Raw genomic sequence first — 13,203 nt, 5'->3', positions numbered from 1 at the left:
CATGCAGGATTCCGATGGCAGGCCATTCCAAATTCAAGAACATCATGCACCGCAAGGGCGCGCAGGATAAGAAGCGCTCCGCGATGTTTTCCAAATTGTCGCGGGAAATCACCGTGGCGGCAAAATCAGGCATGCCCGACCCGGACATGAACCCGCGTCTGCGCGCCGCCGTGCAGGCCGCCAAATCGCAGTCCATGCCAAAGGATAATATTCAGCGTGCGATCGACAAGGCGATCGGCGGCGACGACGAAAATTACGAGGAAATCCGTTATGAGGGCTTTGGCCCCGGCGGCGTCGCGCTGATCGTCGAAACGCTGACCGACAATCGCAACCGTACGAACACCAATGTTCGGACCATCTTTTCCCGCAATGGCGGCAATGTCGGCGGACCTGGCACCGTCACGCACGGTTTCGACCATGTCGGCCTGATCACCTATAAAAAGGATGCCCACAAGGCCGACAAGGTGTTCGAGGCCGCGCTGGAGGCGGGCGCGGACGACGTCGATTCCTCCGGCGACGAAGAGCATGAAATCTATACCGAAGCGAACGCGCTGCACGAAGTTGCCAAGAATCTCGAGGCGATCCTGGGCGAGCCGGATGGCGCAAAACTATATTGGAAGCCGATGGAGACGGTGAACGTCGACGAGGCGCAGGCAACGACCCTGTTCAAGCTGATCGACCTGCTGGACGATGATGATGACGTGCAGACCGTCTATGGCAATTACGATATTTCCGACGAGGTCATGGAGAAGATCGGCAATTCGTGAGCGGTTCTTGCCGCCTTCTATTCGCCATTCCCGCGCCGGGGCGTTCCTGTCCGGTTGAGCCATGCTGATTCTGGGCATTGATCCCAGCCTGACCGCGACGGGATGGGGCGTCATCCGGTCAGAGGGGAGCCGTATCGGCCATGTCGCGAACGGCACGATCAAGGTGCCGGCAAAACTGGACATGCCCGCGCGGCTGGCCATGCTGTTTGCCGAGGTGCGCGCCCTGATCGCCGAGCACACCCCCGACGCGGCGGCCTGCGAGGAGGTGTTTTCGAACCAGAACCCGCAATCGACGCTGAAGCTGGGCCAGGCGCGTGGCGCGGTGCTGGCGGCGCTGGGTGCGGCGGGGCTGGAGGTTCGCGAATATGCGCCGCGCCTGGTCAAGAAGGCGATCGTCGGCACGGGCGGCGCGGACAAGCGGCAGGTGCAGGCCATGGTCGAGCGGCTGCTGCCCGGGGCGAAACCCGATTCACTGGACGCGTCCGACGCGCTGGCCGTGGCGATCACGCACGCCAATATGTCGGGCGCCGATGCCCGCATAATGTACGCATGATCGCGAAGCTGACCGGCCGCGTCGATACGCTGACCGCCGACAATGCCATCATCGACGTCGGCGGCGTCGGCTATCTGGTCAGCGCGTCCACGCGCACGCTGGACCGTCTGGCGCACGGAGAGGCCGTGTCTCTCTATGTGGAGACGGTCGTGCGCGAGGATGCGTTTCTGCTGTTCGGCTTCTTCGATACGGAGGAGCAGGGCTGGTTCCGTCTGCTGACCGGGGTGCAGGGCGTCGGTGCGCGTGTCGGCCTCGCCATATTGTCGACCCTGTCGGGTGACGAATTGCAGACCGCCATCGCCAATGGCGACAAGGCGATGGTGGCGCGCACGCCGGGCGTGGGGCCGAAGCTGGCGCAGCGGCTGGTGACGGAACTGGGCGACAAGGTCGTGCCGGGTTCAGGCGTGACGTCGGCCGGCGCGGGTCTGGCGACGGCACCCAAGGGCGGTGCGGCGGTGGACGCGCAGTCGGCGCTCCTGAATCTGGGGTTCAAGCCCGCGCAGGCGGCGAAGGTGGTCGCGCAGGCGCTGGAGGAACTGGGCGCGGATGCCCCGGTAGAGGCGCTGGTCGGACTGGCGTTGAAGAAGGCGGCGCGCTGAGCCGATTGCAGGGGCGAGGAGCGATTTTGCGGTGCTTGACTCTCTGGACCGGCAGGCTGCGCTTGCCTATGAGAGCGCGGGACATTTCCGCAATCCTTCCTCTCATTTGACCGGGACCTTTCCGCATGGCCACAAAAGCCCCCCTCGACCGTGTTCTTGTCCTTGAAATGGTTCGCGTCGTCGAATGCGCCGCCATTGCCGCATCGAAGCTGATCGGGCGCGGCGACGAGGAAGCCGCCGACGCCGCCGCGGTAGAGGCCATGCGCGCCGCGCTGAACGAACTGCCGTTCGAGGGGACCATCGTGATCGGCGAGGGCGAACGCGACGAAGCCCCCATGCTGTATATCGGCGAGAAGGTCGGCAAGGCGGCCAAGGACGCGCCGCAGATCGACATTGCGCTCGATCCGCTGGAGGGAACGACGATCACGGCAAAGGCGGGGCCGAACGCCCTCGCCGTGCTGGCCATCGCGGAAAAGGGCGGCCTGCTCAACGCGCCCGACACCTATATGGACAAGATCGCCATCGGTCCGGGCTATCCGGAGGGCCTCGTTTCGCTCGACAAATCGGTGCGCGAGAATGTCGAGGCGCTGGCAAAGGAAAAGGGCGTGAAGCCCGCCGACATCATCGCCTGTGTGCTCGACCGGCCCCGGCACGAAAAGATGATCGCGGAACTGCGCGAAATCGGCTGCGGCATCCAGTTGATCCCCGACGGCGACGTCGCCGGCGTGATCGCCGTCACCGATCCCGACACCACCATCGACATCTATATGGGCCAGGGCGGCGCGCCGGAGGGCGTATTGGCTGCGGCGGCGCTGCGCTGCGTCGGCGGCCAGATGCAGGGTCGCCTGGTTTTCCGCAATGACGACGAGAAGCGCCGCGCCGCGAAATGGGGCATCGAGGATCTGGACCGCATCTATACGATGCACGACATGGCAAAGGGCGACGTGATCTTCGCCGCCGCCGGTGTCACGGATGGCTCCCTGCTGGACGGCGTAAAACGCCTGCGCGGCGGCAAGTTGACGACCGAAAGCGTCGTCATGCGCGCCTCATCGGGTACAGTGCGTTACGTGAAGTCCGAACATAAGCGCGACCCGGGGGTGTAGGGCGGGAGCGCCCGCGCCTGGGGTGGATGTGCGGTCGATGTCCCGCCTACTGGAGATGCAGGACTCGCACCTTAAAAGAGGTGACGCATCTCTGGGTGGATGTCTGGGCTGCGCTTTAGAGGCAGAAATCGTCGGCTGGACTATACGGCCACCGGCTGTTCTCGATTTCAAGTTGAGCCCTTCGCCAGTGACGAACGGCCTTGTTCGTGAGAGTAGTCAGCGCGCCAAGTACACCCCGGTCAGAACGCACTTCATGCTACCGAGCCCGCTATGAAGCGACTTGCCTTTCTTAAAGCATGGGCGACTGCGCTAATAGCGATTGCTGCTCAATTCATTCTTTTGGCATTCGTTTTGAATGTAAATATAATTATTTCCGCAGCGACGTCTGCAGTTTTGCTGGTGTATTTCCTATATCTGACATGGCCGATCCTTAGAAAGTGAATTCTAATTGCCACCATATTATGACATGGGAGCAGTCTCTCGATTGTAGTGATAGGGTGGAGCAGATTGCATTGTTACAAGGAACCACATTCGTAAAGGGACGGCATGACTTTGCGATCAAGGTACCTTCTACTGGTTATTTGCCTCTCAGCCTCACCGGCGTTGTGATAAATATGCGCAAGCGAACCGCGGTCGCATTCGTATTGGCTGGCATACTAATAGCACTCACGGGCCGATGTGCTGCCGAGCAGGAATCCGCTATATGTGCTACCACTCCTCCAGAAGATTCTAGTCGGTATGAGGAGTGGGCAAGAGAAGTAGAAAAGGCTAATTGTGAAATAATAACTATACACGATTAGTTAGCGGCATGGGCAAGATTTTCTACTCCACGCTGGGCAACGGCGATACGCCTTCCGCTCTTGAAGCTGCAGAGCAGTTATTGCTAGCTAAAGCGTAGCTTGCCATCGCACGTCGTTAGTTGCTCATAGCTTGAATAATTGCAGTAGCGTTTTGAAGACCCGGCGGAATTCCTGAAACTCCGGCGCTTTTACCTGAAATTGTCGGAATAGGCCTGGATCTTCAGGCGGTGGACGGGGGCGTCTTCTACTTGGAAATCGAGAGCTTTGGATTCGGCAAAAGCGATGGCGGCTTCGCGGCTTTCGAAGCTGAGGCGCAGCTGGCGGTTGGTGTCGGCGCTGCCGGGCCAACCGGTCATGGGGTCGTGCGTCTGCCGGTCCGACGGCTGGTATTGCAGCATCCATTCGCCGGCATGCGCCTTGCCGGACTGCATGGCGTTGAGGGGGCGGGGGAAGATGCGGGCTTTGCTCATGCGGAGGAAGTGCCGCGAATGAGCGCGCCCGTCAATAGTCCTCAATAGGCGCGGGAGATGGCAAAGCGCACGGTTTCCGACAGCGCCTCCTTTGCCGCGCCCGCCGGGAAGTCGGCAATGGCATCGAGCGCGAGGCGGCCATAATGGCGGGCGCGCTGCAGCGTATCGTCGATGGCGCCGACGTCCTGCATGTACGTGCAGGCGCGGGCGAAGTCCTCTTCGTCCGTGCGCCCCTCCTGTATGGCATTGCGCCAGAAGGTGCGGGCCGCTTCGTCGCCGCGCTTGTAGGCGAGGATGACGGGGAGGGTCAGTTTGCCCTCCCGGAAATCATCGCCTGCGTCCTTGCCCATGGTTTCGGCATCGCCGCCATAGTCGATGGCGTCGTCGACAAGCTGGAAGGCGATGCCGAGATTGCGGCCATAGGCCTCCAGGGATTCGATGGCCCCTTCTGTCGATTCGGCGACGACGCCCGCGATCTGGCAGGCGGCGGCGAACAGGACGGCGGTCTTGGCCGTGATGACGCCCAGATAGCGGTCCTCGGTCGTGTCGATGCGGCGCTGCGTCTGCAACTGGTCGACCTCACCCTGCGCGATCACTGCGCTGGCGGAGGAGAGAATTTTGAGCACGCGCAGGGAGCCGTCCTCGACCATCAGTTCAAAGGCGCGGCTGAACAGGAAGTCGCCGACGAGGACCGTCGCCTCATTCCCCCAGATCAGGTTCGCGGCCTTCTTGCCGCGCCGCTGGCCAGAGCCGTCGACGACATCGTCGTGCAGCAGGGTCGCGGTGTGAATGAATTCGACGGCGGCGGACAAGCGATGATGGCGCGCGCCCTCATAGCCCACGAGGCGCGCGCTTGCGAGTGTTAGCATGGGGCGCAGGCGCTTGCCGCCACCGGAGATCAGATGGCCGGCAAGTGCGGGGATGACGGCCACGTCCGACTGCATGCGCGCCAGGATGATCTCGTTGACGCTGTTGAGTTCGGGCGCCACCAATTGCATCAGGGGTTCGATGGATGGCGGGCGTGTGGCGCCGGGAAGCGGGTGGACCGTGGCGCTCATGCCGGTGGAAATCGATCGGTACTTGTCATTGATCCCGTCTGCGGCATGCAGACGGGCTTGTCACCGTTACATTTGGCCGCAAATGAGGATTGCATGACCGACAGCACGACAGATCATTCGGAGCGCCTGGCCCGCTATCGTTCCAGCATCGACAATATCGACGCCGCCCTGGTGTATATGCTGGCGGAAAGGTTTCGAATCACGAAGGCTGTGGGCGAATTCAAGGCGAAGGAAGGCCTGCCCCCCGCCGACAAGGCGCGCGAGGCCGAACAGATCGAGCGGCTGCGCACGCTGGCGGTAAGCGCGAATCTGGATCCCGACTTTTCGGAGAAGTTCCTGAACTTCATCGTAGCGGAAGTGATTCGCCACCATGAACAGGCGCGGGAATGAAGCGCGCGGGCTGAACATCCGGGATAATTTGGTAGGAAGGATGCGGTCGGAACCGCCAACCGCCGGGCGTTACGCCTTTTCGAGCGTCATTTGCAGGGGGTGCTCGTTCTTCTTGGCGAAATCGAGGACCTGATTCACCTTCGTCTCGGCGACCTCATATGTGAACACGCCGCACAGGCCGACGCCCTTTTGGTGGACGTGCAGCATGACCTGCGTCGCCTCATCCGGCGTCATGCGGAAATAGCGTTGCAGCACGGCGACGACGAATTCCATGGGCGTATAATCGTCATTCAGCATCAGAACCTTGTACAGCGACGGCTTTTTCGTCTTCGGCCGCGTACGGGTGGCCACACCCGATTCGCGATCGGGAGGACCGCCGTCCTGATCCTTGTCTGCTGAATAAGGGCCGATGCTCATTGAGACCAATCTAGTCGTTCCGTCGGTGAGTGCAATATTCCTGTCGAAATGGCTGCCCATGAAAAAGGGCCGCACCGGCATACCGGAACGGCCCCGATCCATCACAAAAGCGATTTAGTTGACGCTTTTGAACTTCTCGCCAGCGACCGCCATGCGGTTCTGCAGCGGCGCCATCACTTCACCCGCCAGGCGGAACATGCGTTCCGTCATGGTGGAGGTCTGCGAAACCATCTGATCGAACTGTCCGCGCATGAATTCGCTTTGCACCTGCATGACTTCGTTCGGGTTCTTCACCGAAGAAATCTTCTGCATGTTCGCGGAAAGGTCCTCGACGCTCTTCTTAGCGAATTCGGCCTGATCGCGGACGATCGACTGCGTTCCCTCGACATATACCTTCGACGCTTCGACGAGGGCTTCGACATTGCCGCGGGCAAAGCCGCCGACTTCTTCCATCGCCTTGACGCCGCGTTCCATGGCGTCGCGGCTCTTGGCCGTCATTTCCTCGACAGCGACCTTCGACTGGTTCATCGCGGTCTCGGTCTGGGCTTTCATATTTTCGGTGGGGTTGGTTGCTTCTGCCATTTTAGATGTCCTATTCGGTTCTGATTTGGTGGGTTCGGTCGCGCGGGCACGGAGGCCTGCAGCGGCGGGTTTCTTCGCCGCGACCGTCTTCTTCGCTGCTTTCCTGGCCGCCTTTTTCACGACGGGCTTCTTGGGCGCGACCTGCGCCTTGGCAACCGTCTTCGCGGCAGTTGCTGTTTCTGCGGGGGCCTTTGGCGCCGGAGCGGAGATGGTCTTTGCCACCTGCTCCGGTTTCGCCTGTACCTCCGGCACGCGCGGCTGCGCCGGCGTTTTTTCACTCGGCGCTATCGCCTTTTCAATTGGCGCCCCTTTGGGGGCCTTTGTCTCGGTAGCTTTGTCAGCCATCGGAAACTCCGTTTCAATTGCATTCACGCCCATGTTGCGTTGCACAATAACATTCCGAACGCTCTGCGTCAAGAATTATTGTGCAGTGCAGCAAAACTGCAATCTACGGAAATGGCGACCTAAACGTCGACTTTTTCCAAGCCGGATGCCGATAGCTGGTCATTGATCATGGCGATGAGTCGCTGGAGCGCAGCCTCGGACTTTGCCTCGGCGCGTGCCACCAGGACATTTTGCGTGTTGGATGCACGCAGCAGCCACCAGCCGTCCTCGGTATTGACGCGCACGCCGTCGATCTCGCTCATCTCCGCGCCGGTCCCCCTCAGGCGTTCGCGCACCTCTTCGATGACGGCGAATTTGCGATCCTCGTCCACCTCGAAGCGAAGCTCTGGCGTGTTGTAGAGGTTGGGCATGGCACCCTTCATCTCTGTCAGGGACACGCCCGCGCGAGAAAGCGCGCGAAGCAGGCGCACTGCGGCATAGAGCGCGTCGTCAAAGCCGTAATAGCGATGCTTGAAGAAGATATGCCCCGACATTTCACCGGCGAGCGGGGAGTCGGTTTCCTTCATCTTCGCTTTGACGAGGCTGTGCCCCGTCTTCCACATCAGCGGCTTGCCGCCGCGCTGGGCGATATGGTCGAAGAGGGCCTGGCTGGCCTTTACGTCGGCGATGATGGTGGCGCCGGGAACGTCCTGCAGCACATCCTCTGCCAGGATCATGAGCAGCTGATCGCCCCAGACGATGCGCCCCTTTGAATCGATCGCACCGATCCGGTCGCCATCGCCGTCGAACGCGAGGCCGAAGTCGAGATCATGCTCCTTTACCGCGGCACGCAGGTCCTCAAGATTATGCTCCTCCGTCGGATCGGGATGGTGATTGGGGAAATCGCCGTCGATCTCGGTAAAGAGCAGCGTGTGCTGTCCGGGCAGCTTCGCCGTCAGCTTCTCCACCACGCGTCCGGCGGCGCCGTTGCCGCAGTCCCACGCGATGCGGTAATCCTTTGACGGCGCGTCTTTCAGCAAACGCTCGACATATTCATCCTCTATGTCGACGCTGGACGAGGTGCCATGGCCGGATTCCACGTCCTCCGACGATGCCATGGTGCCGAGCGCGCGGATGTCGTCGCCATAGAAGGGACCGGTGCCCAGCATCATCTTGAAGCCATTATAATCGGGCGGGTTATGGCTGCCCGTAATCATCATGCCGCCGTCCGCCTGCAGCGCATGAACGGCGTAATAGAGCATCGGCGTGGGACCGAGGCCGATGCGGAGCGTGTCGATGCCGGCGGCGTTCAGCCCCTCTACCAGCGCAGCCTCTAGCGCGGGCGAGGAATGGCGGCCGTCATAGCCGACGGCGACCTTTGACCCGCCCTCTCTCCGCACGCGGGTGCCGAAGGTGCGGCCCAGCCAGCGGGCATCCTCCTCCGTCAGCGTGTCGCCGACAATTCCGCGAACGTCATATTCGCGCAGCAACGTACGGTGAAAATCATGGGGCATGTGAGAGGCTTCCTTGGCTCAGGATTTTTTCATCTTAGAGGCAATCAAGACGTCGCGCGCCTCATTCAGTTCCGCGCTGGCGGCATCGGTGCCGCCGCGGTCGGGATGGGCAGAGGCAATGGCGAGGCGATGGGCGGCTCGAATTTCCTCGATTGTGGCGGTCGTGCTGACGTGAAGAATGGCGGCCGCCTTGCGAACCGTCATTTGTGTGTCGGGGGGAGGTTTTAGGCCCGTCCATCCCAGATAGGCGCCGACGCCGATCAGCGGAATGCCGACAAAGGCCTGGCCGCGCAGTAGAATGTAAAGCCCGATCAGAATGGCGCCCGCCCCGCCAATGGCCCGTAGCCGCTGCGGGGTCAGCAAGCCCAGATACCAGAATACGGCGAGCGCACCTAGGAGGACGAGGATGAGGGGGGCCATCAGGCGGCGGCCCTCTCCGCATCCGGGGCGTCTGCCGCATCGGAAAGGCCGGGCAGGTTCATGCTGGCCACCAGCTTGCGCAGTTCCGCGCGGGCGGCGACGTGGCTGAGCCGCGCCTCGTCGATCACGTCGAGATCGAGGAGCGTGAGGCCACGAGGGAAAAGCTCCCGATAGATGACACGCTCGGAAAGGCCCGGCGCGACGCGGTAGCCGATGCGCGGCGCCAGCTGATCGAGCGCCTTGCCCACGCGAACCATATTGTTCGCCGCCAGATGCGCCAGGCGGTTGCGGACGACGATCCAATCGACAGAGCCGGCATCATGGCGCGCCCGTTCCTTTCGCGCATTCCACACCATTTCCGCATAGAAACTGGGCCGCTTTACCGCGAAGGTTTCCGCATCGACCTGTCCGATCAGGTCGAAATCGACAAAGCTGTCGTTCATCGGCGTCACCAGCGTATCGGCGCGGCCCATGGCCACCTGCCCCAGATCGCTGTTGCGGCCCGGCGTGTCGATAATGACGAAATCCACGTCCGAACCGAGCGCGGCATCGAGGGCAGCGGCGCCTCCGTCGCTGCCATCCTGTATCACGCTGGTTTTCGGCAGGCCAAGGCCGAGGCCATGACCGTCGGCGAAGGATTGGCGGTTTTCCATGTACCGGGCGAATGTACGCTGCCGGTCATCAAGGTCGACGGCAACGACGCTGTGGCCTGCATTCATAAGCGAGACGGCGACATGAACAGCAGTGGTGGACTTGCCGGTCCCCCCCTTTTCATTCCCGAAGGTGATGATGTGTGGCAAGACGATCCCCGGTTTGCTTGCATAGACTTGACGAGTATCGCGCTGTTTCGGACACGGACCCCCTCAAGTCAACGACAGGACGCCTATTCATGCAGGTTGTAAGAACGGTAGCGGCACTGCGCGTGGTGGTCGACGGCTGGCGGCGCGCGGGCGAGAAATCGGCCCTGATCCCCACGATGGGCGCTTTGCATGCCGGACATCTGGCGCTGGTGGCGACGGGGCGGGCGGCGGCGGACCGGACGGTGGCCAGCATATTCGTCAATCCGACCCAGTTCGCGCCGGGGGAAGATCTGGACCGCTATCCCCGGCAGGAAGTCGCCGATCGCGCCGCGCTGGAGGAGGCGGGTTGCGACCTGCTATATGCGCCCGCCGTCGAGGAAATGTATCCCGACGGCTTTGCGACATCGGTGCGGGTGGCGGGCCTGCCGCAATTGCTGTGCGGCAATTCCCGGCCCGGACATTTCGACGGTGTTGCGACCGTGGTGGCGAAATTGTTCAGCCAGGCGCGCACCGACATGGCGGTGTTCGGGGAAAAGGACTGGCAGCAACTGGCCATCATCCGCCGCGCCGCACGCGATCTGGATTTGCCGGTGGAGATATTGGGTGTCCCCATCGTCCGTGACGAGGACGGCCTCGCCCTCTCCTCTCGCAACGCATATTTGTCACCGGAGGAACGCGCGAAGGCCGTGGCCCTGCCGGATACCATGAAGGAGGCGGTGACGCGGATCGAGGGCGGCGACCCCGTGCCCGACGTTCTGCAGGCAGTGCGGGAGGCCCTGACCGCCGCAGGCTTCGCTGTCGATTATGTGGAATTGCGCGGCGCCGAGGATCTGGAGGCCCTGTCCCGCGTCGACCGCCCCGCTCGCCTGTTCGCGGCGGCTAGCATCGGCAAGACCCGCCTGATCGACAATATGGCTGTCGTGCCGGGCGCCTAGCAGCGCCAGGGCGCTAACATCCGTGATTCGGGGCGAGGGCGCCTATCTCCTCACTTGCCGCCCCGGCGCGTGTCGCCTACCGATCTGCGCATGACAGATTCTGAACGCCGTGACGCCGCCCTGCAATCCAAAGCCTGGCCCTATGAGGAGGCGCGCCGGCTCCTGAAACGCTATCCCGAAGGCGTGAAGCCGGACGGCAGCGCGATTATCTTTGAAACCGGATACGGACCGAGCGGCCTGCCGCATATCGGCACGTTCAACGAAGTGCTGCGCACGACCATGGTGCGGCGGGCGCTGCATGAAATGGTCGACGCGAAGACACGGCTGATCGCCTTTTCGGACGATATGGACGGCCTGAGGAAAGTGCCCGACAATGTGCCCAATCCGCAGCTGCTGACGCCGCATCTGGGAAAGCCGCTGACGCAGATTCCCGATCCCTTTGGGACGCATGACAGCTTTGCGGCGCATAATAATGCGCGGCTGCGGGCGTTTCTTGATCAATATGGATTCGACTATGAATTCCTGTCCTCGGCCGAACAATATCAGTCCGGCGCGTTCGACGACACGCTGCGGACGGTATTGCGGCGGTACGACCAGATCATGGACATCATGCTGCCCACGCTGCGCGAGGAACGCCGCGCGACCTATTCGCCGGTCCTGCCGATCAGCCCGTCGACGGGCGCCGTGCTGCAGGTGCCGGTCGAGGTGGTCGATGCGGATGCGGGGACGATCCGCTTTGCCGATGCCGACGGACAGATGATCGAGGGGTCCGCGCTTGGCGGCGCGGCGAAGCTGCAGTGGAAGGCAGACTGGGCGATGCGCTGGGTCGCACTGGGCGTCGACTATGAAATGTACGGCAAGGATCTGACCGATTCGGGCGTGCAGTCCGGCCGGATCGCAAAGGTGCTGGGCGGCCGCAAGCCGGAGGGCATGATTTACGAAATGTTCCTGGACGCGCAGGGCGAGAAGATCTCGAAGTCCAAGGGCAATGGCCTCTCCATCGACGAATGGCTGACCTATGGGCCGGAGGAGAGCCTGGCCTTTTACATCTTCCGCGAGCCGAAGCGGGCAAAGCAGTTGCATACCGGCCTGATCCCGAAAATCATCGACGATTATTTCCAGATGCGTACCAATTACGTCGATCAGCCGTGGGACAAGCGGCTGGGCAATCCGGTGCATCATGTTCACATGGCAAAGCCGGGCGGCGAGGTTCCCACGGGCGATTTGGCGGTGCCCTTTTCCCTGATCCTGAATCTGGTCGGCGTGATGGGCGAGGAGGCGGACCGGGATACCGTCTGGGCGTATCTCGCCAATTATGCGCCCGACGCGAGCCCCGAATCGGATCCTGAACTGGATGCGCTGATTCGTCATGCCGTCGCCTATGTCAGGGAGGTTGTGGCACCGACGCTGCAGAAGCGCGCGCCCACGGATCAGGAGCGGGCGGCGCTGAAGGACCTGGACGATCGGCTGGCCAATCTCGATTCCGTTCAGGCTGAGGACATTCAGAATGAGGTCTATGCGGTTGGCAAACGGCACGAATTCGAGCCGTTGCGGGCGTGGTTCGCCGCGCTCTACGAAACCTTGCTGGGATCGTCGCAGGGGCCGCGAATGGGCAGTTTCATCGCGCTCTATGGAATCGACAATAGCCGCAAGCTGATCGCGGAGGCACTGAAACGGTGAAAAGAATATTGATCGCGGGGCTGCTGGCTTCGGTGATCGCGCCGCCTGCAATGGCAGCGAAATGGGATGATCTTTACCGCGAGGGCCAGTTCGCGGCAGCGGCCGATGCGGCGCGCGCGGCGGAAACGCCCGACAGCCTGGCCCTGGCCGCACAGGCGACCCTGGTCATGGCCGCCTATCAGGCCGATACGGAGGAACGCGCCCTGACGCTGATCGGTGACGCCATCGCCGATGCGGATACGGCGCTTTACATGAAGCCGAACCATGTCGGCGCGCTGCTGCAAAAGGCGATCGGCGTGGGGTATCGCGCGCAACTGTCGAAAAGCCCGTCCAAGGCGAAGGAAGCGCTGAGGCTGATGACGCAGGCGGCGAAGGCGGACCCGAAGAACGCCATGGCGCAGGCGTCCATCGGCGGCTGGCATTCAGGCGCCATCGGCCAGGTAGGCGGATTTGCGGCGAAGCTGGCGCTGGGCGCCTCTGAGGACAAGGCCATCGCAGCGTTTGAAAGGGCGTTGGCACTGGATGGGAAGAACCCGATCTGGCGCGCCTTTTACGCCATGGGCCTGATCGACATGGGCGAAGATAGTGATGTTCAGCGTCTTCGCCGCATATTGGCGCCAGCCGCGGCGATGAAGCCGCGAAATGGTTTCGAACGTCTGCTGATCAACCGCGCCAGGCAATTGCTGGCGGTCGTCGATGACAAGGGCGAATTGGAAGAGGTTGCCGAGGCAAACCGCCCCTTCGCCCAGTTCGACTGAGCGAAGAGGCGGGGTCAGCCCCGGTGCGCCAGG

The 13,203-nt window shown here is 62.2% G+C and carries 15 protein-coding genes; 8 read left to right on the top strand and 7 right to left on the bottom strand.

All coding sequences use genetic code 11. The annotated features are described in order from the left end of the window. Nucleotides 1–14: 14 nt before the first annotated feature. The 4 genes from ACSMXM_RS10590 (at nucleotide 15) to glpX (ending at nucleotide 3,022) form a co-directional block, all read left to right on the top strand. Nucleotides 15–767 carry a YebC/PmpR family DNA-binding transcriptional regulator gene (locus ACSMXM_RS10590; protein ID WP_460315973.1) on the top strand — a complete coding sequence of 251 codons (753 nt, stop codon included), beginning with the start codon at nucleotides 15–17 and terminating at the stop codon, nucleotides 765–767. A gap of 61 nt (nucleotides 768–828) precedes the next feature. Continuing rightward, a complete protein-coding gene (ruvC, locus tag ACSMXM_RS10585; protein WP_460315972.1) occupies nucleotides 829–1,320 on the top strand; it encodes a crossover junction endodeoxyribonuclease RuvC in 492 nt (163 codons plus the stop codon). Continuing rightward, complete coding sequence (ruvA, locus tag ACSMXM_RS10580; RefSeq protein WP_460315970.1) at nucleotides 1,317–1,919, top strand: Holliday junction branch migration protein RuvA; 603 nt, start codon at nucleotides 1,317–1,319, stop codon at nucleotides 1,917–1,919. The genes ruvC and ruvA overlap by 4 nt, the downstream gene beginning before the upstream one ends. 125 nt (nucleotides 1,920–2,044) lie before the next feature. Beyond that, complete coding sequence (gene glpX, locus ACSMXM_RS10575; RefSeq protein WP_460315968.1) at nucleotides 2,045–3,022, top strand: class II fructose-bisphosphatase; 978 nt, start codon at nucleotides 2,045–2,047, stop codon at nucleotides 3,020–3,022. A 988-nt stretch (nucleotides 3,023–4,010) separates the two neighbouring features. Here the strand turns inward: glpX and ACSMXM_RS10570 are convergent. Both ACSMXM_RS10570 and ACSMXM_RS10565 read right to left on the bottom strand, forming a co-directional pair. Next, a complete protein-coding gene (locus tag ACSMXM_RS10570) occupies nucleotides 4,011–4,292 on the bottom strand; it encodes an NADH dehydrogenase ubiquinone Fe-S protein 4 (protein ID WP_460315967.1) in 282 nt (93 codons plus the stop codon). 41 nt (nucleotides 4,293–4,333) lie between these two features. After that, nucleotides 4,334–5,350, bottom strand: a complete 1,017-nt coding sequence (locus ACSMXM_RS10565; protein ID WP_460315965.1) for a polyprenyl synthetase family protein — start codon at nucleotides 5,348–5,350, stop codon at nucleotides 4,334–4,336. A gap of 93 nt (nucleotides 5,351–5,443) precedes the next feature. On the opposite strand from ACSMXM_RS10565, the gene ACSMXM_RS10560 reads away from it, so the two are divergent. Continuing rightward, a complete protein-coding gene (locus tag ACSMXM_RS10560; RefSeq protein WP_460315963.1) occupies nucleotides 5,444–5,740 on the top strand; it encodes a chorismate mutase in 297 nt (98 codons plus the stop codon). Nucleotides 5,741–5,809: 69 nt separating this feature from the next. Here ACSMXM_RS10560 and clpS read toward each other — a convergent pair whose 3' ends face one another. The 5 genes from clpS to ACSMXM_RS10535 all read right to left on the bottom strand — a co-directional run bounded on the left by clpS (nucleotide 5,810) and on the right by ACSMXM_RS10535 (nucleotide 9,797). Further along, nucleotides 5,810–6,157 (bottom strand): ATP-dependent Clp protease adapter ClpS, encoded by a 348-nt coding sequence (clpS, locus tag ACSMXM_RS10555; RefSeq protein WP_460315961.1) that lies wholly within the window; start codon nucleotides 6,155–6,157, stop codon nucleotides 5,810–5,812. Nucleotides 6,158–6,271: 114 nt separating this feature from the next. Then, nucleotides 6,272–7,084 carry a phasin family protein gene (locus ACSMXM_RS10550; RefSeq protein WP_460315959.1) on the bottom strand — a complete coding sequence of 271 codons (813 nt, stop codon included), beginning with the start codon at nucleotides 7,082–7,084 and terminating at the stop codon, nucleotides 6,272–6,274. A gap of 119 nt (nucleotides 7,085–7,203) precedes the next feature. Then, on the bottom strand, nucleotides 7,204–8,577 hold the full coding sequence (gene pgmG / locus ACSMXM_RS10545) for a phosphoglucomutase/phosphomannomutase PgmG (protein WP_460315958.1): 1,374 nt from the start codon (nucleotides 8,575–8,577) through the stop codon (nucleotides 7,204–7,206). A gap of 18 nt (nucleotides 8,578–8,595) precedes the next feature. Then, complete coding sequence (locus tag ACSMXM_RS10540; protein WP_460315956.1) at nucleotides 8,596–8,997, bottom strand: J domain-containing protein; 402 nt, start codon at nucleotides 8,995–8,997, stop codon at nucleotides 8,596–8,598. Beyond that, nucleotides 8,997–9,797: a division plane positioning ATPase MipZ gene (locus ACSMXM_RS10535; protein WP_460315954.1), complete on the bottom strand. Its 801-nt coding sequence runs from the start codon at nucleotides 9,795–9,797 to the stop codon at nucleotides 8,997–8,999. Before ACSMXM_RS10535 ends, ACSMXM_RS10540 begins: the two co-directional genes overlap by 1 nt. 89 nt (nucleotides 9,798–9,886) lie before the next feature. Between ACSMXM_RS10535 and panC the strand changes: the two genes are divergently transcribed. From panC to ACSMXM_RS10520, 3 genes are all read left to right on the top strand, one after another. Further along, nucleotides 9,887–10,732 (top strand): pantoate--beta-alanine ligase, encoded by an 846-nt coding sequence (gene panC / locus ACSMXM_RS10530; protein ID WP_460315953.1) that lies wholly within the window; start codon nucleotides 9,887–9,889, stop codon nucleotides 10,730–10,732. A 90-nt stretch (nucleotides 10,733–10,822) separates the two neighbouring features. Beyond that, nucleotides 10,823–12,412, top strand: coding sequence for a lysine--tRNA ligase (locus tag ACSMXM_RS10525; RefSeq protein WP_460315952.1), 1,590 nt, complete (start codon nucleotides 10,823–10,825; stop codon nucleotides 12,410–12,412). Then, entirely contained in the window at nucleotides 12,409–13,170 is a 762-nt protein-coding gene (locus ACSMXM_RS10520; RefSeq protein ID WP_460315951.1) for a hypothetical protein, read from the top strand. The genes ACSMXM_RS10525 and ACSMXM_RS10520 overlap by 4 nt, the downstream gene beginning before the upstream one ends. The last annotated feature ends 33 nt before the right edge of the window (nucleotides 13,171–13,203 follow it).

This window comes from Pacificimonas sp. ICDLI1SI03, from assembly GCF_054740865.1.
This window is presented reverse-complemented; position numbering and strand designations above follow the sequence as displayed.

Bases quoted from the DNA above. Each gene is read 5' to 3' on its own strand.
- ACSMXM_RS10590 (WP_460315973.1), top strand. From the start codon at position 15: ATGGCAGGCCATTCCAAATTCAAGAACATCATGCACCGCAAGGGCGCG.
- ruvC (WP_460315972.1), top strand. From the start codon at position 829: ATGCTGATTCTGGGCATTGATCCCAGCCTGACCGCGACGGGATGGGGC.
- ruvA (WP_460315970.1), top strand. From the start codon at position 1,317: ATGATCGCGAAGCTGACCGGCCGCGTCGATACGCTGACCGCCGACAAT.
- glpX (WP_460315968.1), top strand. From the start codon at position 2,045: ATGGCCACAAAAGCCCCCCTCGACCGTGTTCTTGTCCTTGAAATGGTT.
- ACSMXM_RS10570 (WP_460315967.1), bottom strand. From the start codon at position 4,292: ATGAGCAAAGCCCGCATCTTCCCCCGCCCCCTCAACGCCATGCAGTCC.
- ACSMXM_RS10565 (WP_460315965.1), bottom strand. From the start codon at position 5,350: ATGAGCGCCACGGTCCACCCGCTTCCCGGCGCCACACGCCCGCCATCC.
- ACSMXM_RS10560 (WP_460315963.1), top strand. From the start codon at position 5,444: ATGACCGACAGCACGACAGATCATTCGGAGCGCCTGGCCCGCTATCGT.
- clpS (WP_460315961.1), bottom strand. From the start codon at position 6,157: ATGAGCATCGGCCCTTATTCAGCAGACAAGGATCAGGACGGCGGTCCT.
- ACSMXM_RS10550 (WP_460315959.1), bottom strand. From the start codon at position 7,084: ATGGCTGACAAAGCTACCGAGACAAAGGCCCCCAAAGGGGCGCCAATT.
- pgmG (WP_460315958.1), bottom strand. From the start codon at position 8,577: ATGCCCCATGATTTTCACCGTACGTTGCTGCGCGAATATGACGTTCGC.
- ACSMXM_RS10540 (WP_460315956.1), bottom strand. From the start codon at position 8,997: ATGGCCCCCCTCATCCTCGTCCTCCTAGGTGCGCTCGCCGTATTCTGG.
- panC (WP_460315953.1), top strand. From the start codon at position 9,887: ATGCAGGTTGTAAGAACGGTAGCGGCACTGCGCGTGGTGGTCGACGGC.
- ACSMXM_RS10525 (WP_460315952.1), top strand. From the start codon at position 10,823: ATGACAGATTCTGAACGCCGTGACGCCGCCCTGCAATCCAAAGCCTGG.